Annotated in this window: 29 protein-coding genes; 2 read left to right on the forward strand and 27 right to left on the reverse strand. The window is 50.5% G+C overall.

Annotated features, from left to right (window positions below; genetic code table 11):
• Window positions 1–136: 136 nt before the first annotated feature.
• The 12 genes from dnaJ to H7A79_RS11175 all read right to left on the reverse strand — a co-directional run bounded on the left by dnaJ (window position 137) and on the right by H7A79_RS11175 (window position 11,135).
• Window positions 137–1,258: a molecular chaperone DnaJ gene (dnaJ, locus tag H7A79_RS11120; protein ID WP_187000276.1), complete on the reverse strand. Its 1,122-nt coding sequence runs from the start codon at window positions 1,256–1,258 to the stop codon at window positions 137–139.
• 141 nt (window positions 1,259–1,399) lie between these two features.
• Window positions 1,400–1,825, reverse strand: a complete 426-nt coding sequence (locus tag H7A79_RS11125; protein WP_187000277.1) for a F0F1 ATP synthase subunit epsilon — start codon at window positions 1,823–1,825, stop codon at window positions 1,400–1,402.
• Between the two features lie 10 nt (window positions 1,826–1,835).
• Window positions 1,836–3,233, reverse strand: a complete 1,398-nt coding sequence (gene atpD / locus H7A79_RS11130) for a F0F1 ATP synthase subunit beta (protein WP_187000278.1) — start codon at window positions 3,231–3,233, stop codon at window positions 1,836–1,838.
• Window positions 3,234–3,269: 36 nt separating this feature from the next.
• Complete coding sequence (gene atpG / locus H7A79_RS11135; RefSeq protein ID WP_187000279.1) at window positions 3,270–4,145, reverse strand: F0F1 ATP synthase subunit gamma; 876 nt, start codon at window positions 4,143–4,145, stop codon at window positions 3,270–3,272.
• Between the two features lie 32 nt (window positions 4,146–4,177).
• Window positions 4,178–5,722, reverse strand: a complete 1,545-nt coding sequence (gene atpA / locus H7A79_RS11140; RefSeq protein WP_135033979.1) for a F0F1 ATP synthase subunit alpha — start codon at window positions 5,720–5,722, stop codon at window positions 4,178–4,180.
• Window positions 5,723–5,732: 10 nt separating this feature from the next.
• Window positions 5,733–6,266: a F0F1 ATP synthase subunit delta gene (locus H7A79_RS11145; RefSeq protein ID WP_187000280.1), complete on the reverse strand. Its 534-nt coding sequence runs from the start codon at window positions 6,264–6,266 to the stop codon at window positions 5,733–5,735.
• A 4-nt stretch (window positions 6,267–6,270) separates the two neighbouring features.
• Window positions 6,271–6,741, reverse strand: coding sequence for a F0F1 ATP synthase subunit B (locus H7A79_RS11150; protein ID WP_135033981.1), 471 nt, complete (start codon window positions 6,739–6,741; stop codon window positions 6,271–6,273).
• A 73-nt stretch (window positions 6,742–6,814) separates the two neighbouring features.
• Window positions 6,815–7,048 (reverse strand): F0F1 ATP synthase subunit C, encoded by a 234-nt coding sequence (atpE, locus tag H7A79_RS11155; protein WP_004284425.1) that lies wholly within the window; start codon window positions 7,046–7,048, stop codon window positions 6,815–6,817.
• 88 nt (window positions 7,049–7,136) lie between these two features.
• Window positions 7,137–8,006 (reverse strand): F0F1 ATP synthase subunit A, encoded by an 870-nt coding sequence (gene atpB / locus H7A79_RS11160; protein ID WP_135033982.1) that lies wholly within the window; start codon window positions 8,004–8,006, stop codon window positions 7,137–7,139.
• Window positions 7,996–8,349: an ATP synthase subunit I gene (locus H7A79_RS11165; RefSeq protein WP_135033983.1), complete on the reverse strand. Its 354-nt coding sequence runs from the start codon at window positions 8,347–8,349 to the stop codon at window positions 7,996–7,998. The genes atpB and H7A79_RS11165 overlap by 11 nt, the downstream gene beginning before the upstream one ends.
• A 1,022-nt stretch (window positions 8,350–9,371) precedes the next feature.
• Window positions 9,372–10,232, reverse strand: coding sequence for a ParB/RepB/Spo0J family partition protein (locus H7A79_RS11170; RefSeq protein WP_135033984.1), 861 nt, complete (start codon window positions 10,230–10,232; stop codon window positions 9,372–9,374).
• A gap of 456 nt (window positions 10,233–10,688) precedes the next feature.
• Entirely contained in the window at window positions 10,689–11,135 is a 447-nt protein-coding gene (locus H7A79_RS11175) for a hypothetical protein (protein WP_135033985.1), read from the reverse strand.
• Between the two features lie 124 nt (window positions 11,136–11,259).
• On the opposite strand from H7A79_RS11175, the gene H7A79_RS11180 reads away from it, so the two are divergent.
• Both H7A79_RS11180 and H7A79_RS11185 read left to right on the forward strand, forming a co-directional pair.
• Window positions 11,260–11,706, forward strand: coding sequence for a MarR family winged helix-turn-helix transcriptional regulator (locus tag H7A79_RS11180; RefSeq protein ID WP_135033986.1), 447 nt, complete (start codon window positions 11,260–11,262; stop codon window positions 11,704–11,706).
• A gap of 64 nt (window positions 11,707–11,770) precedes the next feature.
• Window positions 11,771–11,974 (forward strand): hypothetical protein, encoded by a 204-nt coding sequence (locus H7A79_RS11185; RefSeq protein ID WP_353663619.1) that lies wholly within the window; start codon window positions 11,771–11,773, stop codon window positions 11,972–11,974.
• On the opposite strand, the gene H7A79_RS11190 is transcribed toward H7A79_RS11185, so the two are convergent.
• The 15 genes from H7A79_RS11190 to nuoH form a co-directional block, all read right to left on the reverse strand.
• Window positions 11,971–12,237 carry a hypothetical protein gene (locus H7A79_RS11190; protein WP_187000281.1) on the reverse strand — a complete coding sequence of 89 codons (267 nt, stop codon included), beginning with the start codon at window positions 12,235–12,237 and terminating at the stop codon, window positions 11,971–11,973. The two genes, H7A79_RS11185 and H7A79_RS11190, sit on opposite strands and share 4 nt — an antisense overlap.
• Window positions 12,238–12,477: 240 nt before the next feature.
• Entirely contained in the window at window positions 12,478–13,602 is a 1,125-nt protein-coding gene (gene proB, locus H7A79_RS11195) for a glutamate 5-kinase (protein ID WP_187000282.1), read from the reverse strand.
• Between the two features lie 158 nt (window positions 13,603–13,760).
• Window positions 13,761–14,060 carry a DUF2818 family protein gene (locus tag H7A79_RS11200; protein WP_135033989.1) on the reverse strand — a complete coding sequence of 100 codons (300 nt, stop codon included), beginning with the start codon at window positions 14,058–14,060 and terminating at the stop codon, window positions 13,761–13,763.
• Between the two features lie 388 nt (window positions 14,061–14,448).
• Window positions 14,449–15,891 carry an NADH-quinone oxidoreductase subunit NuoN gene (gene nuoN, locus H7A79_RS11205; RefSeq protein ID WP_187000283.1) on the reverse strand — a complete coding sequence of 481 codons (1,443 nt, stop codon included), beginning with the start codon at window positions 15,889–15,891 and terminating at the stop codon, window positions 14,449–14,451.
• A 9-nt stretch (window positions 15,892–15,900) separates the two neighbouring features.
• Window positions 15,901–17,400: an NADH-quinone oxidoreductase subunit M gene (locus H7A79_RS11210; protein WP_187000284.1), complete on the reverse strand. Its 1,500-nt coding sequence runs from the start codon at window positions 17,398–17,400 to the stop codon at window positions 15,901–15,903.
• Window positions 17,401–17,593: 193 nt separating this feature from the next.
• Window positions 17,594–17,836 (reverse strand): OST-HTH/LOTUS domain-containing protein, encoded by a 243-nt coding sequence (locus H7A79_RS11215; RefSeq protein ID WP_228068121.1) that lies wholly within the window; start codon window positions 17,834–17,836, stop codon window positions 17,594–17,596.
• 228 nt (window positions 17,837–18,064) lie between these two features.
• A complete protein-coding gene (locus tag H7A79_RS11220) occupies window positions 18,065–18,256 on the reverse strand; it encodes a PIN domain-containing protein (protein ID WP_187000285.1) in 192 nt (63 codons plus the stop codon).
• Window positions 18,249–18,587 carry an AbrB/MazE/SpoVT family DNA-binding domain-containing protein gene (locus H7A79_RS11225; RefSeq protein WP_246407904.1) on the reverse strand — a complete coding sequence of 113 codons (339 nt, stop codon included), beginning with the start codon at window positions 18,585–18,587 and terminating at the stop codon, window positions 18,249–18,251. Before H7A79_RS11225 ends, H7A79_RS11220 begins: the two co-directional genes overlap by 8 nt.
• Before the next feature lie 135 nt (window positions 18,588–18,722).
• Window positions 18,723–20,753 carry an NADH-quinone oxidoreductase subunit L gene (nuoL, locus tag H7A79_RS11230; protein WP_187000286.1) on the reverse strand — a complete coding sequence of 677 codons (2,031 nt, stop codon included), beginning with the start codon at window positions 20,751–20,753 and terminating at the stop codon, window positions 18,723–18,725.
• A 169-nt stretch (window positions 20,754–20,922) separates the two neighbouring features.
• The gene (locus tag H7A79_RS11235; RefSeq protein WP_187000287.1) at window positions 20,923–21,324 is read right to left on the reverse strand and encodes a hypothetical protein; all 402 of its coding nucleotides are present in this window, start codon (window positions 21,322–21,324) and stop codon (window positions 20,923–20,925) included.
• 170 nt (window positions 21,325–21,494) lie between these two features.
• On the reverse strand, window positions 21,495–21,800 hold the full coding sequence (gene nuoK, locus H7A79_RS11240) for an NADH-quinone oxidoreductase subunit NuoK (protein ID WP_085365830.1): 306 nt from the start codon (window positions 21,798–21,800) through the stop codon (window positions 21,495–21,497).
• On the reverse strand, window positions 21,797–22,453 hold the full coding sequence (locus tag H7A79_RS11245; RefSeq protein WP_135033995.1) for an NADH-quinone oxidoreductase subunit J: 657 nt from the start codon (window positions 22,451–22,453) through the stop codon (window positions 21,797–21,799). The genes nuoK and H7A79_RS11245 overlap by 4 nt, the downstream gene beginning before the upstream one ends.
• A gap of 12 nt (window positions 22,454–22,465) precedes the next feature.
• Window positions 22,466–22,945, reverse strand: coding sequence for an NADH-quinone oxidoreductase subunit NuoI (gene nuoI, locus H7A79_RS11250; RefSeq protein ID WP_085365827.1), 480 nt, complete (start codon window positions 22,943–22,945; stop codon window positions 22,466–22,468).
• A 57-nt stretch (window positions 22,946–23,002) separates the two neighbouring features.
• The gene (locus tag H7A79_RS11255) at window positions 23,003–23,545 is read right to left on the reverse strand and encodes a toxin-antitoxin system YwqK family antitoxin (protein ID WP_187000288.1); all 543 of its coding nucleotides are present in this window, start codon (window positions 23,543–23,545) and stop codon (window positions 23,003–23,005) included.
• Window positions 23,546–23,667: 122 nt separating this feature from the next.
• Window positions 23,668–24,744: an NADH-quinone oxidoreductase subunit NuoH gene (gene nuoH, locus H7A79_RS11260; protein WP_187000289.1), complete on the reverse strand. Its 1,077-nt coding sequence runs from the start codon at window positions 24,742–24,744 to the stop codon at window positions 23,668–23,670.
• Window positions 24,745–24,746 lie beyond the last annotated feature (2 nt).

Below are 24,746 nucleotides of genomic sequence, written 5' to 3' on the forward strand. Positions count from 1 at the left end.
TGCCGCCTTAAACTGTTTTGAAACCGGATTCACTACCGCTCTGCCGGATTTTGTTTTTGATAAATTTTCAGACGGCCCGAATACGCATCAAGGCCGTCTGAAAATTGAGAGCGATACTGCAAAGCCTATCTTGTTATTAATCGAAAATATCGCGCACTTTGTCAAAAAACGATTTTTGTCTCGGGGTTTGCGAACGCTCCATACCGGTGGAAATTTTTTCAAATTCTTCCAACAACTCTTTCTGGCGTTCCGTTAAATTAACCGGCGTTTCCACCACAACATGACAATACAAATCCCCTACTGCGCTGGAACGCAACGACTTGATACCTTTGCCTTTTACACGCATACGGCGGCCGGTTTGGGTTTCTTTGGGGATATTCAGCTTCACTTTGCCCTCCAGTGTCGGCACTTCAACCTCGCCGCCCAATGCAGCAATGGCAAAACTGATCGGCATTTCGCAATGCAGATCCAAGCCGTTGCGCTCGAATGTTTTGTGTTCTTTAACGTGTACCACAACATACAAATCACCGCTCGGCGCGCCGTGCACACCCGGCTCGCCCTCGCCGCTCAAACGGATACGTTGGCCGTTGTCTATGCCTGCCGGAATATTGACTTCAACGGTTTTGCTGGCTTTCACCCTGCCTTCGCCGCGGCATTTCACGCACGGGTCTTTGATTTCTTTACCCGTTCCGTGGCAGGTCGGGCAGGTTTGCTGCATCTGGAAAATGGCCTGCCGCACATGAATAATGCCGCTGCCGCGGCAGGTGGAGCAGGTGCCGGCCGATGTGCCCGGCTTCGCGCCGCTACCGTGACACACATCGCATTCTTCGTAAGTGGGGATGGTAATACGCTTTTTAATACCTTTGGCGGCCTCTTCCAGCGTGATTTCTACTGCATATTGCAAATCGGCACCCTGATAGTTCTGCTGGCGGCTGCCTCCTGCCCCGCCGCCGAACATTTGGCTGAAAATATCGCCGAAATCAAAACCCTGTGCCCCGCCGAAGCCGCCAAAACCGCCGCCGCCCATATTGGGATCTACCCCGGCATGGCCGAATTGGTCGTAAGAAGCCCGCTTTTGTTTGTCGGCCAAAATATCATAGGCTTTCTGCACTTCTTTAAACTTTTCTTCGGCCCCTGCATCGCCCGGGTTACGGTCGGGATGGTATTTCATGGCAAGTTTTCGATAGGCTTTTTTAATTTCATCGTCACTTGCACTGCGGGCTACGCCCAGTATTTCATAAAAATCTTTATTGTTCATGATGAATATTCGGTAATGGTATAAAAATCGGCTTTTAAAATAAGGGCAGAAAATCGAAACTCAAGAGAAAGCCGGCATTTCGGCTGCGGTATATAAAAAGCACAGCCTGAAGCTGTGCTTTTCGGATTTGCCGTAAACCTGTTATTTATTTTTTTGAGACCGAAGATAATCTAAGGTTTTGAGCTGTGCAATGGCAGCTGCCAAGGCTGCTTGCGCTTTAGCCAGAGATTCATCGTCCTGAGCTTGGGAGATGCGCGCTTCAGCAGCTTTTTTAGCTTCTTCGGCCCGCGCCTGATCCATCTCTTCACTGCGCACAGCCACATCGGCCAATACAGTCAGTTTGTCGGGCTGAACCTCCAGCAGGCCTCCTGAAACAGCTACCAGCAATTGTTCAGATTCTCCCGGTACGGTCAAACGCAGAGCACCCGGGCGAACCAAACTCATAATCGGCTCGTGTCGCGGATAAATACCGAGTTCTCCCGTCAGGGTCGGCACAACCACAAAGCTGGCCTCGCCTGAAAAGATATGCTCCTCGTTACTTACCACTTCAACTTGCATGATGTTCATGCCGACCTCCTTAGTTTAGGGCTTTCGCTTTCTCTACGGCCTCTTCTATGCCTCCCACCATATAGAAAGCCTGCTCGGGCAAGTGGTCGTATTCACCGCTCAGAATAGCCTTAAAGCCGGCAATGGTATCCCGCAGGGAAACATATTTACCGGGAGAACCCGTAAACACCTCTGCCACATGGAAAGGTTGCGACAGAAAACGTTGGATTTTACGCGCACGCATCACGGTCAGTTTGTCTTCTTCAGACAATTCATCCATACCTAAAATGGCGATAATATCACGCAATTCTTTGTATTTTTGCAGGGTCGACTGCACGCCGCGTGCCACATCATAGTGCTCCTGACCCAAAACCATCGGGTCAAGCTGTCGCGAAGTGGAATCCAGCGGATCTACTGCAGGGTAAATACCCAAAGAAGCGATATCACGGCTCAATACCACGGTTGCATCCAAGTGGGCGAAAGTGGTTGCCGGAGACGGGTCGGTCAAGTCATCTGCAGGTACATATACGGCTTGGATGGAAGTAATCGAACCGGTTTGTGTGGATGTGATGCGCTCTTGCAAACGACCCATTTCTTCTGCCAATGTCGGCTGGTAGCCTACAGCCGAGGGCATACGGCCCAACAATGCGGATACTTCCGTACCGGCCAAAGTGTAACGATAAATATTGTCTACGAAAAACAATACATCGCGGCCTTTACCTTTTTCGTCTTTTTCATCGCGGAAATATTCGGCCATGGTCAAACCGGTCAGGGCTACACGCAAGCGGTTGCCCGGGGGCTCGTTCATTTGACCGTAAACCATCGCCACTTTATCCAATACGTTGGAATCTTTCATTTCATGATAGAAGTCGTTGCCTTCGCGGGTACGCTCGCCCACACCGGCAAACACAGACAAACCGCTGTGTGCCTTGGCAATATTATTAATCAATTCCATCATGTTTACGGTTTTTCCTACGCCCGCGCCGCCAAACAAGCCCACTTTGCCGCCTTTTGCAAACGGACACAGCAAGTCGATTACTTTGATGCCGGTTTCAAGCAGTTCGGTCGCGCTTGACAGCTCGTCAAACTTCGGAGCCACTTGGTGAATGGAACGCTTTTCGGCGGCTTCTACCGGACCTGCTTCATCAACAGGATTGCCGAGTACATCCATAATGCGGCCCAATGTGGCTTTACCTACAGGTACTGCAATAGGCGAACCGGTATTGTTTACAGCCATACCGCGTTTGAGGCCGTCTGAACTGCCCATGGCAATGGTACGCACCACACCATCCCCCAGAAGCTGTTGAACTTCCAAAGTCAAATCGGTATCGACCAATTTGAGGGCATCGTAAACGCGCGGGATAGCTTCGCGGGGAAATTCCACATCAACTACCGCACCGATAATTTGTACGATTTTGCCTTGGCTCATTATCGTATCCTATTTTAAATGCACGGCACCGCAGCCTCAAACAGCCGCAGCACCTGCAACAATTTCTGACAACTCTGTGGTAATCGCGGCTTGGCGGGATTTGTTATACACCAAACGCAACTCTTTAATGGCGTTACCGGCATTATCGGTGGCAGCTTTCATCGCCACCATACGCGCTGCTTGTTCCGATGCCATATTGTCACTCAACGCTTGATAAACCACAGACTCCAAATAGCGGCGAACCAAATATTCCAAAACAGCAACCGGACTGGGTTCATAACGGTAATCCCAGTTAAAATCACTGTTTTCGCTGACACTTTCAATTGTGTTTTGACCGATGGGCAATAAAGTTTCAATACGCGGCTCTTGACGCATTGTATTCACAAAACCCGAATACACCAAATGAACGGCATCCAGCTGCTTTTTGCCGTAACGTTGGAAAATCTCGGTTAATGCACCCAGCAATTTTTCCATACGGGGTGTGTCCCCTAGATTGATGACACTGGCAATCACATTCAAACCGATGCGCTGGCAAGCCGCCAAACCTTTACTGCCTAAACAGACCACATCAACTTCAATACCCTGTTGTTGGTACTCTTGAACTTGCGCCAAAAACTTTTTCAACACGTTGGCATTTAAACCCCCACACAAGCCTTTATCGGTGGTGATCAAAATGAAACCTGCACGTTTTACTTCTTTATGCGGTTCCAAAAACCTGATACCGTGATCCGAATGGGTTTGTGCCAAATGGCTCATTACCAAACGCACTTTTTCAGCGTACGGACGCGCCAAGCGCATCCGTTCTTGAGTCTTCCGCATTTTAGAGGTTGACACCATCTGCATCGCCTTAGTGATCTTTTGGGTATTCTGAACACTGCGAATTTTGGTGAGAATCTCTTTTCCTACTGCCATTTCAGACTCCTTTCATCTTTCTTTGGGAATGCTTACGCGTAACTGTAAGAAGATTTAAAGGATTTCATCGCCTGAGTCAGCACCTGTTCATTTTCATCAGACATGGCACCCGAGTGGTTAATAGCATCTAAAACATCGGGATGCTGGGTTCTCACATAGCTCAAAAAGTCCACTTCGAAAGCTAATGCTTTAGAAACAGGGACATCTGAGTAGGAACCGTTGTTAATCGCCCACAGAGTCAAAGCCATTTCGGCGGTATTAAGGGTGCTGAATTGTTTCTGTTTCATCAATTCAGTTACCACCTCACCGTGTTGCAGTTGTTTGCGGGTTGCCTCATCCAAATCAGAAGCAAACTGTGAGAATGCCGCCAATTCACGGTACTGAGCCAACGCCAAACGAATACCGCCACCCAGTTTCTTAATGACTTTGGTTTGTGCCGCACCGCCTACCCGCGATACAGAAATACCTGCGTTAATTGCAGGACGGATACCTGAGTTGAACAAATCGGTTTCCAAGAAGATTTGGCCGTCTGTAATGGAAATAACATTGGTCGGAACAAATGCAGATACATCCCCTGCCTGAGTTTCAATAATCGGTAACGCAGTTAATGAACCGGTTTTACCTTTTACCTCTCCATCGGTCAGGCGTTCGACTTCATCGGCATTTATACGGGCTGCACGCTCCAGCAATCGGCTGTGCAGGTAGAATACATCGCCCGGATAAGCTTCACGGCCGGGAGGGCGGCGCAACAGCAAAGAGATCTGACGATAGGCAACTGCCTGTTTAGACAAATCGTCATATACAATCAGCGCATCTTCACCACGGTCGCGGAAAAACTCACCCATCGTGCAACCGGCATACGGCGCAATAAATTGCAATGCCGCCGCTTCTGATGCAGTGGCTGCAACAACAATCGTGTGTTCCAGCGCACCATATTCTTCCAATTTTCGTACTACATTGGCAATGGAAGACGCTTTTTGACCCACTGCAACATAAATACAGATAACGCCTGTGCCTTTTTGATTAACGATAGCATCTAACGCAACGGCTGTTTTACCGGTTTGACGGTCACCAATAATCAATTCGCGCTGACCCCTGCCAATAGGTACCATTGAGTCAATGGATTTCAAACCTGTTTGCATGGGCTGGTCTACCGATTGGCGTGCAATTACACCGGGCGCAATTTTTTCAATCGGAGCGGTTAACGCTGTATTAATCGGACCTTTGCCATCAATGGGTTGGCCCAACGCATTCACAACACGGCCTACCAACTCACGACCGATAGGCACCTCCAAAATACGACCGGTGCATTTAACTTCATCACCTTCTTTAATATGCCCATATTCACCCAACACCACAGCACCAACGGAGTCGCGCTCCAAGTTCATTGCCAAGCCGAAAGTGTTATCGGGAAACTCAAGCATTTCACCTTGCATAACGTCCGATAAGCCGTGAATGCGGACAATACCATCGGTTACGGAAATAACGGTTCCGCGGGTGCGGATCTCTGCGTTTACCGATAGATTTTCGATTTTGGCTTTAATCAAATCGCTAATTTCAGCAGGATTAAGCTGCATGAAAACTCTCCTAATTTGTCATAGCCGCATACAAGGCATTTAATTTACCCTGCAACGACAAATCCAGTACTTGGTCACCAATTTCCACTTTGACTCCGCCAATCAACTCAGGATCCACTTCGGTAATTGTTTTCAAATTGATACCGAAACGTTTTTGCAAGTCGGCTGTCAAATCTTCCAACTGGGCATCATTCAGCGGGTAAGCGCTATAAATAACAGCCTGTTTGGTGTGATTCAGTGCCAAGGTTAAGTCTTGAAATTGTGCATAAACTTCAGGGAGAATCTGTAAGCGCTTTTGTTCGGCAAGCACCGATACAAAATTTTTCAGATTGGGGTTGCTCAAACCTACCAAATCAACCAGCATTTCCACTTTCTCGGAAGCACTTTTGCCAGATTGTCCGATAAATGCCGCAACTTTTTCCTGTTGCACAACAGATGCCAATGCTTTCAGGCCGCCCAACCAAGACTCTATTTGGTTATTCTCTTTAGCCAAACCAAACAATGCTTTTGTATAAGGTCTAGCAATTGTTGCGAACTCAGCCATAAGATTACAGCTCCTGTTTCAGGGCACCGAGCATTTGTGCGTGCTTGTCTGCATTAACTTCGCTACGCAAAATGGATTCGGCACCTTTAACGGCCAATGCAGCAACCTGCTCGCGCAAAACTTCGCGTGCACGGTTGGCTTCCTGCTCCACATCAGCCTTTGCCTGAGCTGCAATACGGGCAGCTTCGTGAGCAGCCTGCTCCTTGGCTTCTTCTACGATTTTGGCTGCACGTTTTTCGGCGTTGGCCACTATTTCGGCAACCTGGCTACGCCCATCGGCCAAGAGTTCTGCAACTTTCTTTTCTGCCTGCTCAAAATCGCTTTTACCACGCTCGGCAGCCGCCAAGCCCTCGGCAATTTTGTCGGCGCGCTCGTCTAACGCTTTTGCGATTGGCGGCCACACAAATTTCATGGTAAACCATACCAAACCGAAAAAGACGATTAGCTGCGCGAATAAGGTTGCATTGATATTCACTTTACTTAACCTTCGTATTAGGGTTAATCAAACAAACGGGGGTCATCTGCATAAAAGCAGTTTGCCGTTAGGATTAGCCTGCAAACGGGTTAACGAAAGCAAACAGCAAGGCAATGGCCACACCGATCAAGAATGCAGCATCAATCAAACCGGCAATCAGGAACAACTTGGTTTGCAGCGGGCCGATCAACTCAGGCTGGCGGGCAGAAGATTCCAAATATTTAGAGCCCACCATGGCGATGCCGATGGATGCACCCAACGCACCCAAAGCAACAATCAGACCACATGCAATAGCAATCAAACCCATTTTAAAACTCCTTAATAAAAACAAAGGTTACAAACCACGTTGAAAAACTACTTATTTACTTGCTTAAAAAGCAACAAGCTATTTCGAATCAGTGTGCGTCATGCGCCTGGCCGATATACACAAAAGCCAAAGCCATAAAGATAAACGCTTGAAGAGTAATAACCAAAATATGGAAAATAGCCCATACCATACCGGCGAGTATATGAAATACGAACATAACCGGATCCATCACGCCGATGCTGCCCGCCGACACAGCCCAAGCACCACCCAGCAGCGCAATCAGCAGAAACACCAGTTCGCCTGCATACATATTGCCGAACAACCGCATACCGTGCGACACAGTTTTAGACAAAAATTCCACGATATTCAAAATAAAGTTGGCAGGAGCCAGCCACGGGCCGAAAGGGGCAGTAAACATTTCGTGCATCCAACCGCCAAAACCCTTGATTTTGATATTGTAATAAAGGCAAATCAGCAACACGCCAACAGCCAACGCCAAAGTCGTGTTCAAATCCGCAGTAGGCACAACGCGCAACAGAGCATGATGTTCTCCAGTTGCCATCTGCCAGCCCAGGGGCAGTAAATCTACCGGCAACAAATCCATCGCATTCATCAGGAAAATCCACACAAACAGCGTCAACCCCAACGGGGCTACAAATTTGCGTGATTGCTCGTTGTGGACGATGCTTTTACACATATCGTCTACAAACTCGAAAAGTATTTCTACAGCCGCCTGAAAACGTCCGGGAACACCAGCGGTTGCCTTTCGGGCACCGCGCCACAGAAAAAAGCTGCCAACCGCCCCCAACACCACGGCAAAGAATATTGCATCCAAGTTGACAAATGAAAAATCGGCGATATTTTTCAGACCTTGCCCCTGGGTTACATCCTGCAGGCTTGTCAAGCTCTGTAAGTGGTGCTTGATGTAGTCTGCAGCAGTCATTGATTCACCTGCCATAATTTCCAACTCTCAATAATGCTAAAAAAACCAAATGGCTGACCACAAACAATCCCGCAATAAAAGGCAGGAATTGCAGCGTTTCATGCCAAATTGTAAAAACAATCAGCATCAACACCAAAGCCAGCATTACTTTTAAACCTTCTCCCAGCAGGAATATCTTACCCGCCCATTGCGGATACAGCCTGAAAATTTTTAGAAGTAATACCGCAACTGCCGAGGGCAGCAAATAACTCAACCCGCCAGCCAAAGCAGACCAAAAGCCGCCACTGCCGCCGATAAGGGCGCACAACACGGCAACCGCTGCCAACGCCGACAATTGCGCATACACAATCTGATTCATATTGAGGTTGAGCCAAAGGCAGATTAAGCCAAGCTACTATAATCAAGATGTGTTTAAGCGTCAAGACAATTGCCAACCTTGATGAATCAAATATCCGACTCGGTTTTGCTTTTATTGCCGCATCTCTCCGCGCACCACCGCAAAGCCACTACATAATACTACAGCACAGCAAAAATTAAACGGCGCAATCTCTGCTGATTTCTGCATAATCTGCTTCTTTTTCCTGTTTTCATAAGTGGTTTATACCAAAGCAAAGGCCGTCTGAAAAAATAAACCACCCTCCCCGATTGCAACGGTCTGTCGGCCGGCTTCAAATGACCGAACCCTTATAGCAAACGGGGGTTCGGCTTTTCCACTCCAACATAATACCTATCTTGATACCTATCTTGGCTGCAACGGCCGATCCACGCTGAAATCAGCACAGCATTGCCCTTGGCTCAAAAACAAAACCATTTTGAAGCGGCACCATACATACTTTCAACCGTCTGCAGCCTTGCCGCACAATCAGGGCAACCCATCTCAGCCTTCCGCTCCGAACCTGCCCTTGTAGGCGCCATTGCCCCCAACCCGTCTGTGTACCCATAAAAAACCATATCCCACATAAAAACTATCTCATAAGCCGGGTGAACTACCCGGCTTATTGGCTTATTTTTAGATGCCGTTCATTGTTTGAAACGGCTGCTCTGCTCGGGTTAAATTCAGCCTGTATTTTGTGGGCACCACACTGTTACGCCAAGGCCGTCTGAAATTTTCAGACGGCCTTAAACCTTAGCACCACACAAAAAACATCCCCCCGCATTGCCCTGCTGCTGCCCGGGTTAAATCCGGCGCAGGCAGACAAAACCGCCACGCCCATCAATATCAACTCTGCCGCCTTGCCGCGCGCCTGCCACCTGCACCGCTATGCCCGGTTCGGGCCGGGTTGAAACCGCCATAAAAAGTTTATAGCGTGGAAAAGATATCCGGTTGGGCAAAGGCCGTCTGAAAATTTCAGACGGCCTTTCGAATACTCAGATTGCTTTTTAAGCGTTATATTCCACACCCAGCTGTTGCAACAGGTTTTCCAGCGTTTCAGGGGTATCGAAATACAACACGATTTTGCCTTTTTTCTGGTTTCGGGTCTGCACTTCGGCATTCACACCCAATTTATCGGTAATTGCATCATTCAAACGGCGGATATCGGGATTGATTTTTTTGACGGTTTCTGTTTTTTTACCCTGATGCAGCAGTTGGCTGCGGCGTTCGACTTCGCGCACCGACCAGCCGTTTTTCACAGCCTTCTGCGCCAGCAACAGTTGCTCCACCACCGGCAAGGTCAGCAAAGCGCGGGCGTGGCCCATTTCCAAACGGCGCTGATAAAGCATATCCTGCACCGGCTCGGGCAATGCCAACAGACGCAGGCTGTTGGAAATGGCGCTGCGGCTTTTGCCCACGGCTTTGGCGATGGTTTCGTGCGTTAAACTGAATTCATCGGCCAGGCGTTTCAATCCGCGCGCTTCTTCGATAGGATTAAGGTTTTCGCGTTGCAGGTTTTCAATCAGACCCATCGCCAAGGCGGCTTCATCGCTGATGCTTTTCACCACCACGGGGATTTCCGTCAGGCCGGCCAGCCGACTGGCACGCCAGCGGCGCTCACCGGCAATCAGCTCGTATTGCGACAGGCCGCGCTCGCGCACGATAACGGGCTGGATAACGCCTTGCGCTTTGATGGATTCAGCAAGCTCGTGCAGGGCTTCATCGTCTATCTGCACACGCGGCTGGTAACGGCCGGGCTGGATATCGGTCACCGCTACCGTGGTCAGGCGCTCGTTGCTGCCGTCATCGATATTGTTGGAAATCAGTGAATCTAAGCCGCGGCCTAAGCCGCCTTTGGGTTTTGCCATGTGGGTGGCTCCTTTTTTCAGACGGCCTTAATTGTATCGGATATTGTGTTAGGGCGCACAGGCAGGGAAACTTGCGGGGCTTCCTGCCCGCATTCGGGGCGAAGTTGGAAAATTCGCTGCTGCCATATGGTTTTCACGGTTATCTGGAAAACCATATGCGATATTTGCCTGAATGGTGTAGATATTAAGATTGCCGCAGAGTTTGGAAAGGAAACGTTGTTATCGGTGCAGAATCTCCGCAGTTTCACGGCAGCCGGGCGGCGCGGATAAAATGGTGCGCCGTTTCAGGAGAATGGGAAAACAGTTTATGCTAAAAATCAGCCGGAGACAAACCATGCAGATCCTGAATTTGCATGATCTCGGCGTGCATATCTGGGCGGCAATACGGTAGAAATCATTGTCGAAAAGCATCTGCCCAAACAAACAGAACACGCGCTAAGCATAGATGAAAAAATATTATTTCTTCGGACGACGGATGGCCCTGCCATCACGCATGCTTAAAGCCATTAAAGTGAAATTTACCGCGCCTGCCAATAACTCTATCGCCTGTACGGTATAAAATATTGTGTCAAACCGGCCGGCAGCGGCACGCATATTCAGAAATAAGGCGCACGGTATCAATATCAACAATCCGTTTGCGGCGATAACTGGCATTCGTTTACGTTTGGCTGCAATTCTGGCATGTTTGCTTTTGCCGCCCATTTTCATGCCCGTTGCCCCGGTTGCCGCCATGCTTATCACGAGTAAAATCATGCCATAGGCGATGCTTTGTTTTAACAAAGCAACTGCGTGATGCGGTAAAAACAGTTCGCTGATAACGGTACTACTCCAAAATGCAGCGATTAGTGCCGTGGCTGTGCAGACGGCAGTGAAATGAATGGCACGCAGAATATTTCTGTTCATGGTGTATATTCCTATCAGGCTGGCTTAATAGTAAGCTATAGTTTAAATATAGCAGACTATAAAAAACAACAGCAAGCTATATTTCAAGAAGATTTAATATTGATTTGTTTTTAAAGGTAAATAAATGGAAGCAGAACAATCCGCAGGGTATCTTATCAATCATCTTGCCCGCCAATTTGCCATTTTGCTGAGCGAACGGTTAAAGCCTTTAGACTTGGCACCCGCACAATTTCCCATTTTGCTGCATTTATGGAAACAAGACGGCTTAAGCCAGCACGAGTTGGTTGAAAAAGCCGAGCTGCGCCAAGCAACGATTGCCAATACTTTGGCACGCATGGAAAGAGACAATTTGATTGTGCGTGTCGCCCATCCAAATGATGCGCGTGTCCGTCTGATCAAATTAACAGAGAAATCCAAAACTTTAGAACAAGCAGCAACCGAAATTGCGCAAACCATCAATCAGCAGGCTTTATCCGTATTAGATGAAAACGAACGGCAGCAATTTCTCTTGATGATGCAAAAAATTATCGCGCAACAAAAAAAGATGATGGGAAACCATTCTGAACGCTGAGCCGCGTATCCGGCACCGGTGGCCGGCCTGTTTACCGCTATCGGTTGGTGCTTTACCCCTCAGAATGCTGCCCATCTCTCAAGAATGCGGAGAATCGGCAGCACACGGCAGAGCCTGCCCTATGCGCCATCGGTTTGCCGAACCTGCCCAACCTTATCCGCACATGATGATCCCCGCAACAGAGATGTGGGTTGCCAAAACTGAAACGGCGTTACAGAGCAGCCCTAACGGCATTCAGACGGCCTTAAGCCCCGGCTGTTTCGGCTAGTGAACCTTGAACGGCAGAAACGATAAATCCATAACACAGGCTTTGTGGTTCAACCCATCCACTTTCACCCTAACGCTTCTGCCTAAATAAGGCTTGGGATTCTGAGCCATCGGCGGGCCGGCAAATGTTTGGATGTTGCCGTGGTGCGGATTTGCCGCAGCAGCGATGATTTCATATTGGTCGATATAGCCGCTGTTTCCCGTTTTGCGGCTCCATTCCCTCACCCCGCGAACTACGGCCTGAGCCGCCACTCCGTTTTTCACCCCCCTGCTCTCCCTGATATTTCGACAATAAAATCAATAAAAACAGGCCGCACGGCAACAGCGTTATCAGCCGCGCCCCACACAGAAACAATCAGCGCGGCACCGGCAACACACCCGCTATGATTAATATGGTGAATCTGCCCCTGCACAGAAATGTCCGGGAGCAGATTTTTCAGATTGGAACCGGCGCCAGCAAAAGTTTGGTTTCAAACGGCCTGTATGCCGGCCTACCTGCCGGATTCAGCGGTGCAACACCATATTGTCGCGGTGTATCAGCTCTTCTTCGTTGATATAACCCAGTTTAGCGGCAATCTGCTCAGACGGCGTTTTCAGGATTTTGCCGATTTCAGCACTGCCGTAATTCACCAAACCACGGGCAATCTCCCTGCCTTCGGCATTCAACACGGCTACCAATTCTCCACGGTGAAAACAGCCCTTAACCTGCACACAGCCCACCGGCAGCAGGCTGCGGTGGTTACGAACCAGTGCGGCCTCTGCGCCACTGTCTATTTCTAGGCTGCCTGCCGTCTGCACATGGCCGAGCAGCCACTGTTTGCGGGCGGCCACCCGGCTGCGGCTGCTGGTAAACAGCGTGCCCAGGCTTTCGCCGCCGTGCAGGCGCAGCAGCACGTCCGGTTCGCGCCCCGACACCACTACGGTGGCCGCACCGCTCAGCGCGGCACGTTTGGCCGCCAACACTTTCGTGTACATACCGCCGGTGCCGACACCGCTGCCTGCGCCGCCCGCCATGCTTTCCAAATCAGGGTGATCGGCGGCAATGCGGCTGATAAACCGCGCCTGCGGATTTTTGCGCGGGTCGCTGTCATACAGGCCTTGCTGGTCGGTGAGGATAACCAGGGCATCGGCATCGACCAGATTCGTCACCAGCGCCCCCAGCGTATCGTTGTCGCCGAGTTTGATTTCATCAGTGGTAACGGTGTCGTTTTCATTGATAATCGGCACGATGCCTTTTTCGAGCAGGGTCAGCAGGGTGCTTCGGGCATTGAGATAACGGGTGCGGTTGCTCAAATCTTCGTGGGTGAGCAGAATCTGGGCGGTGTGTATGTTATGCGGGCGGAACGCGGATTCGTAGGCCTGCGCGATGCCCATCTGCCCCACTGCAGCGGCGGCCTGCAGCTCGTTGAGCGCTTTCGGCCGCCCCGGCCAGCCCAACCGCTTGATGCCTTCGGCAATGGCACCGCTGGATACCAACACCACTTTTACGCGGCTTTGTTTCAAAGCAGCAATCTGTGCAGCCCACAGGTTGAGTGCGGCCTGGTCTATGCCGCGGCCTTCGGCGGTAACGAGGCTGGAGCCGACCTTCACTACCACTAATCCGGCTTGGGATAAGTTTTCGATCTGCATAAGGGTTTCTTTCAACGGTGTTTCAGACGGCCGCTTGTCTGGCCGTCTGAAAAGCATAACGGATAAAATCACTTCGACACAAGGCAGCAAACCGCAGACAGTACAACCAGTAGCAGCAACGCCGTAGCGGAGTCAGTTTATCCACTATAAAGTTGCGGTTATTCGCGGTTGCGGCCGTGCCAGAAATACCGCCGCACAAAGGCGGGAAAGGCAAAAATAAGATACAGGCAGACCGCCACGGCATAAAATTCCCAACCCTGCGGATGCACACTGCCCGCCCGCGATTCGAGCAGATACGCCAAACCGGCGGTGATGCCGAAACCGGTAAACAATTCGAGCAGATGATGGCCGAAATGCTTATGCTTGAGCGCAAAAATCCCAAGCAGGCGCGGGGTGAGAAACGGAGCGTTGGCAAAAATAAACGCCAGCAGCAGCAGAATATACATAGATACGGTCATACGGAAACCTTGTGTTGGTTCAGACGGCCTGAGAAGCCTTTGCAAAAATCAAAAAAACATCACCAAAAGTTTCTTTTTCACCATCCCTCGCAGGCGGGAACCCGGTCTTCTAACATTAACCCATGTTTGATTTCGGTGATGTATAAAAATAGCGCCGGTTTCCCGCCTGCGCGGAAATAATATAACGGCGGTGAGTATTTCAGACGGCCTAAACCGATGTTGCAACAGTCCCGTCCTTTATTCTTTGGCTTTGATTAACAGCAGCGCGCAACCCGGCAATATCCTGCCGCCCTTAAGGCCGTCTGAAAAATTTTCGACCCGGCCGCCATATTAGCAAAAACGGCAACACCCGTGGGGTTGCCGTTTGACTTGCAAAAAGCTGCAAGGCTTACAGGGTGTTTTCCAACGCTTTCAAACACCAATCCATCACGCTTTGCGGCATCACGCCCCAAACCAGCAGCAACGCGGCGTTAACCGATAAAAACACTTTCGCTGCCACATTGCCGCCGACCGGCCGCTCACCGGCAGCAGAGTCGAAATACATCACTTTCACCACACGCAGGTAGTAAAACGCGCCAATCAGGCTCATCACCACGGCAAACACCGACAGCCAGATATAGCCTTGCGACAACAACGCCTTAATCACGGCAAATTTGGCATAAAAACCCATCAGCGGCGGTATGCCGGCCATTGAAAACATTGCCAGCAGCATCAGAAAGGCATACCAGGCATTGCGCTGGTTCAAACCGGCCAAATCGTTGATTTCTTCGCATTCTACGGCTTCGTCAGACAACAGCATCAACACGCCGAAACCCACCAGCCCCATCACCACATAAGCAATGGCGTAATACAGGCCGGCGGTAAAACCCACCGCGCCCGCCATAAACGCCAGCAGGATAAAACCCATATGGGAAATGGTGGAGTAGGCAAACATACGTTTGATGTTGGTCTGCATAATTGCCGCCAGATTGCCGACCAACAGCGAGGCCACGGCAAGAATGGCCAGCATCTGCGTCCAATCGTGGTGAACCGTTCCCAAGCCTGTAACCAAAATCCTGAACGCAAACACCACGGCGGCGATTTTCGGCACACTGCCCACCAAAGCGGCCACCGAAGTGGGCGCACCCTGATACACATCGGGCACCCACATATGAAACGGCACTGCACCCAGCTTGAACGCCACCGCCACCACAATAAATACTACGCCGAGTTTCAGCAGCCATTCCTGCGCCTGACCATCGTAGGCCGTTGCCAGCACGGTGGCAAACTCCAGCGAGCCGGTGGCACCATACACCATAGAAATGCCATAGAGCAGCAGACCGGAAGCCAGCGCGCCCAACACGAAATACTTCAACGCGGCCTCGGCGGCTTTGGCCGAATCGCGGCGCAGGGCAATCATGGCATAAAGCGACAGCGACAGCAGCTCCAAACCGATATAGGCGGTTAGGAAATGCCCCGCGCTCACCATCACGCTCATACCGATAAGGGCAAACAGCGACAAGGTGTAAAATTCACCTTTAAAAATGCCGCGCACCCGGTTATACGGCTTGCTGTACGCAAACAAAACAAACAAGCCGGCATACATCACCATTTTCGACAGGCGCGACATACCGTCTGCGATATACATACCGCCAAACGTATATACACTGTCGGGTGTCCACACCAGCCATTGCGTTGCCGCCACCACCGCCAAAGAAAGCAGGCTCAGAATATGGGTAACGAAACGGTTTTCGTCTTTCACCCATAAATCCGCCAACAACACCGCACACAACGCCGCAAGCAGCACGATTTCAGGCATGGCGGGGATTAAATTCAAATCGGTCCAGTTCATTCACACACCTCAAATCTTGCTTTGCGCCACTTGGCTGATTAAATCGTTGGCAGCCTGGTGGATAACTTCGATAAATGCTGCGGGATACAGACCCATGCCCAACACCGCCACCGCCAAAACCGCCAAAACCGCAAACTCGCGACAGTTGATGTCTTTCATCTCTTTCACTTCGGGATTGGTAATTTCACCGAAAATAACGCGCTTATACATCCATAAGGTATAAGAAGCACCGTAAATCAGCGTCAGCGCGGCCAGCGCGGCCACCCAGAAATTCACTTCCACCGCACCCATAATCACCATAAACTCGCCCACAAAACCCGAGGTTGCGGGCAAACCGGCATTGGCCATACCGAACAGCATCATAAAGGCGGCGAATTTCGGCATCACATTCACCACACCGCCGTAATCGGCGATATTGCGGCTGTGCAGACGGTCATACATCACGCCGATGCACATAAACATTGCGGCAGAAACAAAACCGTGCGAAATCATTTGGATAACTGCACCTTTCAACGCCCAATCGTTCAGACGGCCGTCAACAAACAAGAACATACCCAAAGTAACGAAACCCATATGGCTGATAGAAGAATACGCCACCAGCTTTTTCATATCGGTCTGAACCAATGCCACCATGCCGATATAAATCACCGCAATCAGGCTCAACACCACAATTGCAGGCGCGAAATAACGCGATGCATCAGGAAGAATCGGCAGAATAAAGCGCAAAAAGCCGTAGGCACCCACTTTCAGCGTAATCGCAGCCAGCACCATCGAGCCGCCTGTCGGCGCTTCAACGTGGGCATCGGGCAGCCAGGTATGCACCGGCCACATCGGCACCTTCACCGCAAACGACAGGAAAAACGCGATAAACAGTAACTGCTGCACGCCCAGCGGAATCTGCTTCAGGTTTTGAAAATCCGCAATCGAAAAGCTGCCGCCGGCCTGATAAGACAGATAAACCAAGCCCACCAGCATCAACAGCGACCCCATCAGCGTATAAAGAAACAACTTTACCGAAGCATACACGCGGCGCGGGCCGCCCCACATGCCGATAATCAGGTAGAGCGGAATCAGCATACCCTCAAAAAACACATAAAACAAAATCGCATCTTGGGCAGCAAACGCGCCGTTAATCAAGCCGCTCATGATCAGAAAAGCCGCCATATACTGCGCAGGGCGTTTCTGAACCACTTCCCATCCTGCCAGCACCACCATCAACGTGATAAAGGCGTTCAGAATGATGAACAGCACCGAAATACCGTCCACACCCAGCGCATAATGGATATTCAGCAGGGGAATCCATTGATGGAACTCGGCAAACTGGTAGCCGCCGCTCAAACGGTCAAACTGCACAAACAGCGGCAGCGTGACCAAAAAGCCTGCCAGCGAACCGATAAAGGCAAGAATGCGCGCCAACGGCGCACGGCGATCTGAGCCTGTGGCCAGAACCAGCACGCCGGCAATCATCGGCACCCATATTGCCAAGCTGAGTAGATGGTTGGAAAACATGGTTTTTTCCTGTGGGTTTGTAAATCAAAAGTTGTTATATTGTTGGAGGTTTCAGATAGCCTTAATGCCGTCTGAAACAGTCTTTTCATCAAAGTTTTCTGTTTTCAAGCTGCCTGAAACCGTTTCAGACGGCCTCTTGACAGTTTATTTCCAATATATTTATTTTAAGCTATCGGGTTTAGACTTATCACGCTTATTTTTCACATAAAGTTGCGAATACCCCCATCGGAAGTTTGGTTTCAAAAATATCAATTGCTCTAACTAAGTCTCCAAGTTTGGAGTACCCATAATTTTTACTGTCAAATGAGGATTGGTTTCTGATAATCTGCCCAACCCGATTTAATGGGGCCCAACCCTCATGATCACGACAATGTGCAATTGCATCACACAATAAATTCATCAATGCAGTATCACACTTCAACTCCGTACCCGTCATCTTGCGCTATCTAAAAATAAAAATCTGCTGCACGCTTCCACCAATGATTTTGGTGTCTTCTGCTCCCCGAAGCCTATGACCTGTCTGCTTTTTTCATAAATTAATAAATTACTTAATTATTCCGTTTTTTGAATTTTTCTTTTCTAAACAACCTCGATTTACCTCTATTTTTCAAACTACTTTAAGGTTCCTTCTGAAATATTTTTCAGTATTTACCAACCTATACTGTTACTTCAGCAACCGGGTTTTCATAGCCGTTTCCTGCAATATTCTTGCAGCCTGTTTGTCGAAAGTAGCAAACTGATCCGCACCGAGCATAGCACCGCAGAATGCATTAACACCATCGGCGAAATCGCCGTTGTGCGCCATCACGGAGAAACCTGCTTCGATTTCGTTTTCCTGCGCCACCAACTTAGGCACGGACGAGACGAAATCGCGCAACAGCGCCAAGATGCACGTTGGTATCAATGACAAGCTTACGCTCCATACCCGCGCCCGCCACGGCGGCTTCGGCAACGGCCTGATTTATCTCTTCCACACTCAAATGTACGCCCGCCTCGTTTTTCAGACGGCCTGCGAATTCGCGGATACTTTTGGTTTGTGCAAGCTTGGCTTTGGCCCTAATCCGTAACTCACCGTTTGGCAGTTTGTACACTTCCATTTCGTCGCCCGCACTGATGCCCAAATGGTGAAGAAATTCCTGCTTGAAAGTTACTTGGCTTTTGCTGCTCAGCCGTAAGGTGGTTGCCATGTCGTTACTCCTTTGAGAATCTATCGGTAAGGTTTAGTTTGCCTTACCAATAGACGGCAAACAAGACAGAGGCCATCTGAACTTCTATAACGGTGGCTTGCCACCCTGCCCTCTTGCAAGCCTTTTCAGACGGCCTTATTGGAACCAAATCCCCCTGAAAAACGCTGCAATCAGCACCAACACTCCAAACACCATAGCGGCGGCGTAAGTGTAGATAAAACCGGTTTGCATTTTGCGCACTTGGGCGGCCAGCGCGCCGACAACTTTGGCCGAACCGTTTACGATGCCGTTGTCGATAATGGCGGTATCGCCCACTTTCCAAAAGAAATTGCCCAACGCGCGGCTGCCTTTGGCAAACACGTTGAAGTAAATCACGTCTAAGTAGTATTTGTTGTCGAGCAGGGTATAAACCGGCTTGAAAGCGGCAGCAATCTTGGCCGGCAGATGCGGGGCTTTCACATACAGCAGCCATGCCGCTGCCACGCCGGCGATGGCGAGATAGAGCACAGGCGTGTGCAGGCTGTGCGAAACCATGGCCAGCGGGCCGTGGAAGACTTCGGCCATTTGTGCCATTACGGGATGGGCTTCATGGTTTACATAAATCACATCTTTAAAGAAATCACCGTAGAGCATGGGTTCGACAGCAATATAGCCGATAACCACTGATGGAACGGCCAGCAAAACCAGCGGCAGGGTAACCACCCACGGGCTTTCGTGGGGGGTGTCGTTTCTGCCCAAGCCGTGATGGTGTGCATCGTGGCCGTCTGAATGGTGTCCATGCTCGGCTTCACGCCATTTTTCTTTGCCGTGGAACACCATAAAGTATTGGCGGAAGGCATAGAAAGCGGTAACGAACACGCTGGCGAGCACGGCAAAATAGGCAAAACCGCTGCCGGGCAGATTGCTGAAATGCACGGCCTCGATAATGGAATCTTTCGAGTAAAAGCCTGAGAAAAACGGTGTGCCGATCAGTGCCAGATTACCGATCAGCATGGTGAGCCAGGTAACCGGCATATATTTTTTCAGGTTGCCCATATGGCGCATATCCTGATCATGGTGCATACCGATAATGGCGCTGCCCGCAGCCAAAAACAGCAGCGCTTTAAAGAAAGCATGGGTCATCACATGAAACATTGCGATCGAATAGGCCGATACGCCCAGTGCTACGGTCATATAACCCAGTTGCGACAGGGTGGAATAAGCCACCACGCGTTTGATGTCGTTTTGAATGGTACCCAAAAAGCCCATAAACAGTGCGGTAATCGCGCCCACCACCATAATCACGCTCAAGGCGGTGGTGGAAAGCTCGTAAATCGGCGACATACGCGACACCATAAACAGGCCTGCCGTTACCATGGTAGCCGCGTGAATCAGAGCCGAGATAGGTGTCGGGCCTTCCATAGAGTCGGGCAGCCAAACGTGCAGCGGAAACTGCGCCGATTTACCCATCGCGCCCACAAACAGCAACAGGCAGGTAACAGTTATCAGGCTCCATTGCACGCCGGGAAAAAGCTCGATGGTGGCCGTCTGAATATTGGGCAGATAGGCGAACACATCGGCATAACGCAGGCTGCCGCCGAAATAGGCCAACACCAGGCCGATACCCAAAATAAAGCCAAAGTCGCCCACGCGGTTCACCAAAAAGGCTTTCAAATTGGCAAAAATCGCGCTTTCGCGTTTGAAATAGAAACCGATCAGCAGATACGACACCAAGCCCACGGCTTCCCAACCGAAGAAGAGCTGGATAAAGTTGTTGCTCATCACCAGCATCAGCATCGAAAAAGTAAACAGCGAGATGTAGCTGAAAAAACGCTGGTAGCCCACTTTTTCATCGTGCATATAGCCGATGGTGTAGATATGCACCATCAGCGACACAAACGTTACCACCACCATCATCATGGCGGTCAGGCTGTCAACCAAAAAACCGACCGAGAAATCCAAGCCGCCCATGGTAAGCCAGGTATAAACATTTTCGTCAAACTTGGCGCGCGAGCCGTCAATGAAGCCCCACAGCACATAGGCCGACAACACAGTGGAAGCAGCCACCCCCAAAATAGTAGCCGTGTGTGCGCCCGCGCGGCCGATTTGTTTGCCGAACAGCCCCGCCAGCAGGCAGCCTGCCAGCGGCATGAGTGCAATGATGAGATATAAAGTCATATCGGTCATGGAAATGAACCTTTTTCAGTTTTGATTTTTCAGACGGCATCAAAAGCGGATACCGCCGTGTCGTTATCTTTTTCTGTTTGCAGATTCGGTTTCGAGGGTTTTCTCTTGCCTGCTTCCAAGCAGTTTATTCATTCTGCTGCTCGCCCTTTTTATTTTATGTTATCTGTTTTTAACAACTCACCGGCCATACGGCCATCATCAAGGGGCAACCATCGGCAACAGCAAAAACGGCAGCACCCCGCCGGCTGCATACACCGCCAGCCATAACACCGGCCGGTCGGAAAGCTTCCTGAGCAAAACAAAATAACCCCAAGCATACAGCCCTGAAATTACAGAACCGGCAATCAATATTCCCACATTTCCGCTCATGCTCCACAAAGCAGAAAACAAGGCGAATACCACTGCCCAACACCATGCCGGAAAACGGTTTTGGAAGCTGTCCTGCAACTTTCCCAGCAGTAGCAGAAATACCGTCTGCAATATTTAGCTCTCCAAGTCCGTCTTTTGAAATGTTTTCAGACGGCCTGTATGATTTTTCCCCGACCGGATACCAACCCGTTACCAACCGCAAAAAATGCACCTTTCAAGCCACAGCGTGCCGCCGCCTTGACAACAAACCAGATTAACGAAACCGGGTATCAGCAGAAAAAACGATACCGTTAAGATATATGCCGCCAATACTTCGGTCATGCTTTTCCCCCGTTATTTTCAAAGGGCAGGCAGCAGGCATTAGGCGCGCACCTATCCTTTCAACGTATCCAAATCGGCCACATTAATCGTGTTGCGGTTGCGGAACACCAGCACCATAATCGCCAAGCCGATGGCGGATTCTGCCGCAGCCACGGTTAAGATGAAAAACACGAAAATCTGCCCGGCAGTGTCGCCCAGGTATTGCGAAAACGCGATAAAGTTAAAGTTTACCGCCAACAGCATCAATTCGATGCTCATCAATAAAATCAGCACGTTTTTGCGGTTCATAAAAATGCCCATCGCGCTGATGCCGAACAAAAGCGCGGCCAAAACCAGATAATGCGTTAATGTAATCATGCTTTCCCCTCCTCTTTGCCGCCTGAATCCGTTTCACCTGCCGTTTCAGACGGCCTGACGGCTTCCATTTTCACTATGCGCAAACGGCCTTCTTTGGCACTCACTTTCACTTGGTCGGCAGGATTGACGGCTTTGGGGTTAAACGTTTTGCGGTGCACCAGCGCAATCGCCGCCACCATGCCCAACACCAGCAGCACGCCTGCCAGCTCGAACGGCAGCAGATAGGTAGTGTAGAGCTGGCTGCCCAAATCGCGCACGTTGCTGTAATCGGCGGGAATCTCTTTCATCACACCGAATGCAGCCAGATTGGTTTTCGGGTTTACCAAAATCAGAATCAGCGCCACAGACATCAACACGCCCACCAAGCCGGCCGCCGGCGCATGCCGCCAAAAGCCCGCGCGCATTTCTTCGATGTCGATGTTCAGCATCATCACCACAAACAGAAACAGCACCATCACCGCGCCCACATACACCAACACCAGCGTGATGCCCAAAAACTCGGCCTGCATCAGCATCCAAATCAGCGCACTCACGCAGAAAGTGAGCACCAAATACAGCGCCGCGTGCACGGGGTTTTTCACGGTTACGGTTTTCAGCGCGCCAAACAACACGATGGCCGCCAGAATATAAAACAGGATTGCAGTAAAAGTCATCGCTCTTATCCTTTATCGGTAGGGCGCATCGGCCGCTTTGCGTTTGGCGATTTCGTTTTCGTATTTATCGCCGATGGCCAACAGCATCGGTTTGGTGTAATACAGATCGCCGCGCTTTTCGCCGTGGTATTCGAGAATATGGGTTTCCACGATTGCGTCCACCGGGCAAGCCTCTTCGCAGAAGCCGCAGAAAATGCATTTGGTTAAGTCGATATCGTAGCGCGTGGTGCGGCGGGTGCCGTCTTCGCGCTGCTCCGACTCGATGTTGATGGCCATTGCCGGGCAAACCGCTTCGCACAGCTTGCAGGCGATACAGCGTTCTTCGCCGTTGGGATAGCGCCGCTGCGCGTGCAGCCCGCGGAAACGCACCGACTGCGGCGTTTTCTCTTCAGGAAACATAATCGTTTCTTTGCGGGCGAAGAAGTTTTTGAGCGTTACGCCCATGCCCTTTACCAGTTCGCCGAGCAGAAAGGTTTTAACTAGGTTTGCCATTGGTGTCCCTTTGAAGCAGGTTTTCGTTTTTGAAATCAGGGTGTTCAGACGGCCTTTTTAGCGGCAGGAAACCTTGCCTTTTTCAGCAACTTTTCCGTCTTCCGAATAAATCTCATACTGCCTTGCTTTGCCGTTTTGGTAGAAAAAGCGGGTACGCAGCTTGCCCGAAGGATAATAGCCCTCAGACCAACCTTGTGCTCTGCCGTCTGCAAAGCGGGTATGTGTTTCGGTTTTGCCGCTAGGATACAGCACCTTCAATTCAGGCACCGTGCCGTTGATTATGCGGTAGTGCAGCTTCAGGCCGTTGGGCAGCGTGGTTTCGATTGTACCGCTGCGCTTGCCCTGTGCCGGCGGCGCAGTGATGTCGGCACGGCACAAAAGCTCCATGTTCAATAAAGACTGATGTTGCGCGGGCTGCTCTTTCCAACCGCATTTTCCCGCCAAGCGCTGACGCTCCTGCTGCGGCAGCCTTTGGATACTGTCGGGATGGATGGCGCAGTCTTCGTAAATTTTGTCGTGAATCTGGCCGGCTATGAAACAGCCGTTGAGCAACGACAAAACCGTACTCATCAGCAATATCGTTTTTACAAGCTTTTTCACGGCTCTGTTCCTTTCATTTTCGCCGCATGGCAGCGCAGGCAGGCATCAATCCGCCTTTGGCTTCCCCGTCTGTCCAAACAGCAGATTCGTAACCGCCTCAATATTTTCAGACGGCCTTTAAGTCAATTCCACAAACTCAGCGGTGAAATCATCCACAAGCCGAGCACCACGATGCCGATAAAGCCGATGGGAATCAACACTTTCCAGCCCAAGCGCATGATTTGGTCGTAGCGGTAACGCGGGAAGGTGGCGCGTATCCACAAATAGCCGTAAAGGATAAAGGCCATTTTCACAAACATCCAAAATGCACCGGGTGTGCCGACAAAGCCCCAGCTTTGCGGAAAAGGCGAAAGCCAGCCGCCCAAAAACATCAGCGAAGTAAGCGCGGCAATCAGTATCATAAAAATATATTCGGCCAGGAAAAACAGTGCAAATGCAAAACCTGAATATTCAACGTGGAAGCCGGCTACGATTTCCGACTCGCCCTCGGCCACATCAAACGGAGCGCGGTTGGTTTCGGCCACGGCAGAAATCAGATAAACGATAAACAGCGGAAACAGCGGCAGCCAGTTCCACGAGAAAACCGAACCGCCGGCCATGCCTTTGCTCTGCCCTTCTACGATGTCGGTAAAGTTCAGGCTGCCAGAAACCATCACCACCGCCACCAAAGCCGCACCCATGGCGATTTCGTAGGAAATGGTTTGCGCCGAAGAGCGCATCGCGCCCAAAAACGAATATTTCGAGTTGGAGGCCCAGCCCGCGATAATCACACCATATACCGACAGCGAGGTAATCATCAGGATAAACAGCAGCCCGGCATCAACGTTGGTGAGCCACCATTCACTGCTGAACGGAATCACAGCCCACGCGGCAAACGCAGGGGCAAGCGAGAGCATGGGGCCGATATAAAACAAGGCTTTGTTCGACAGCTTGGGGCGGGTAACTTCTTTAAACAGCAGTTTGAACACATCGGCAAACGGCTGGATCAGGCCGAACGGCCCGGTAACGTTGGGGCCGACACGCAGCTGCATATAGCCGATAACCTTACGCTCGAAATAAGTGAGGTAGGCCACGGTGAGAATCAGCGGAATCAGGATAATCACGATTTTGACGATAACCGACACCACCAGGCCGACATCGTTGCCCGCCGCACCCATTCCGAGCTGTGTGGCAAACAAGGCTTGAAACCACTCCTGCATGA

Origin of the sequence: Neisseria musculi (assembly GCF_014297595.2) — a bacterium.
In the GTDB taxonomy this organism is placed as follows: domain Bacteria; phylum Pseudomonadota; class Gammaproteobacteria; order Burkholderiales; family Neisseriaceae; genus Neisseria; species Neisseria musculi.

Bases quoted from the DNA above. Each gene is read 5' to 3' on its own strand.
- H7A79_RS11245 (WP_135033995.1), bottom strand. From the start codon at position 22,453: ATGACTTTTACTGCAATCCTGTTTTATATTCTGGCGGCCATCGTGTTG.
- H7A79_RS11125 (WP_187000277.1), bottom strand. From the start codon at position 1,825: ATGAACATCATGCAAGTTGAAGTGGTAAGTAACGAGGAGCATATCTTT.
- H7A79_RS11200 (WP_135033989.1), bottom strand. From the start codon at position 14,060: ATGACCGTATCTATGTATATTCTGCTGCTGCTGGCGTTTATTTTTGCC.
- atpB (WP_135033982.1), bottom strand. From the start codon at position 8,006: ATGGCAGGTGAATCAATGACTGCTGCAGACTACATCAAGCACCACTTA.
- dnaJ (WP_187000276.1), bottom strand. From the start codon at position 1,258: ATGAACAATAAAGATTTTTATGAAATACTGGGCGTAGCCCGCAGTGCA.
- H7A79_RS11145 (WP_187000280.1), bottom strand. From the start codon at position 6,266: ATGGCTGAGTTCGCAACAATTGCTAGACCTTATACAAAAGCATTGTTT.
- H7A79_RS11185 (WP_353663619.1), top strand. From the start codon at position 11,771: ATGCTGCCCATCTCTCAAGAATGCGGAGAATCGGCAGCACACGGCAGA.
- atpG (WP_187000279.1), bottom strand. From the start codon at position 4,145: ATGGCAGTAGGAAAAGAGATTCTCACCAAAATTCGCAGTGTTCAGAAT.
- nuoL (WP_187000286.1), bottom strand. From the start codon at position 20,753: ATGACCGATATGACTTTATATCTCATCATTGCACTCATGCCGCTGGCA.
- H7A79_RS11165 (WP_135033983.1), bottom strand. From the start codon at position 8,349: ATGAATCAGATTGTGTATGCGCAATTGTCGGCGTTGGCAGCGGTTGCC.
- atpA (WP_135033979.1), bottom strand. From the start codon at position 5,722: ATGCAGCTTAATCCTGCTGAAATTAGCGATTTGATTAAAGCCAAAATC.
- H7A79_RS11215 (WP_228068121.1), bottom strand. From the start codon at position 17,836: ATGACGGGTACGGAGTTGAAGTGTGATACTGCATTGATGAATTTATTG.
- nuoN (WP_187000283.1), bottom strand. From the start codon at position 15,891: ATGAACTGGACCGATTTGAATTTAATCCCCGCCATGCCTGAAATCGTG.
- atpD (WP_187000278.1), bottom strand. From the start codon at position 3,233: ATGAGCCAAGGCAAAATCGTACAAATTATCGGTGCGGTAGTTGATGTG.
- H7A79_RS11170 (WP_135033984.1), bottom strand. From the start codon at position 10,232: ATGGCAAAACCCAAAGGCGGCTTAGGCCGCGGCTTAGATTCACTGATT.
- nuoK (WP_085365830.1), bottom strand. From the start codon at position 21,800: ATGATTACATTAACGCATTATCTGGTTTTGGCCGCGCTTTTGTTCGGC.
- H7A79_RS11210 (WP_187000284.1), bottom strand. From the start codon at position 17,400: ATGTTTTCCAACCATCTACTCAGCTTGGCAATATGGGTGCCGATGATT.
- nuoH (WP_187000289.1), bottom strand. From the start codon at position 24,744: ATGCAGGAGTGGTTTCAAGCCTTGTTTGCCACACAGCTCGGAATGGGT.
- proB (WP_187000282.1), bottom strand. From the start codon at position 13,602: ATGCAGATCGAAAACTTATCCCAAGCCGGATTAGTGGTAGTGAAGGTC.
- nuoI (WP_085365827.1), bottom strand. From the start codon at position 22,945: ATGGCAAACCTAGTTAAAACCTTTCTGCTCGGCGAACTGGTAAAGGGC.
- H7A79_RS11225 (WP_246407904.1), bottom strand. From the start codon at position 18,587: ATGGCAACCACCTTACGGCTGAGCAGCAAAAGCCAAGTAACTTTCAAG.
- H7A79_RS11180 (WP_135033986.1), top strand. From the start codon at position 11,260: ATGGAAGCAGAACAATCCGCAGGGTATCTTATCAATCATCTTGCCCGC.
- H7A79_RS11175 (WP_135033985.1), bottom strand. From the start codon at position 11,135: ATGAACAGAAATATTCTGCGTGCCATTCATTTCACTGCCGTCTGCACA.
- atpE (WP_004284425.1), bottom strand. From the start codon at position 7,048: ATGGGTTTGATTGCTATTGCATGTGGTCTGATTGTTGCTTTGGGTGCG.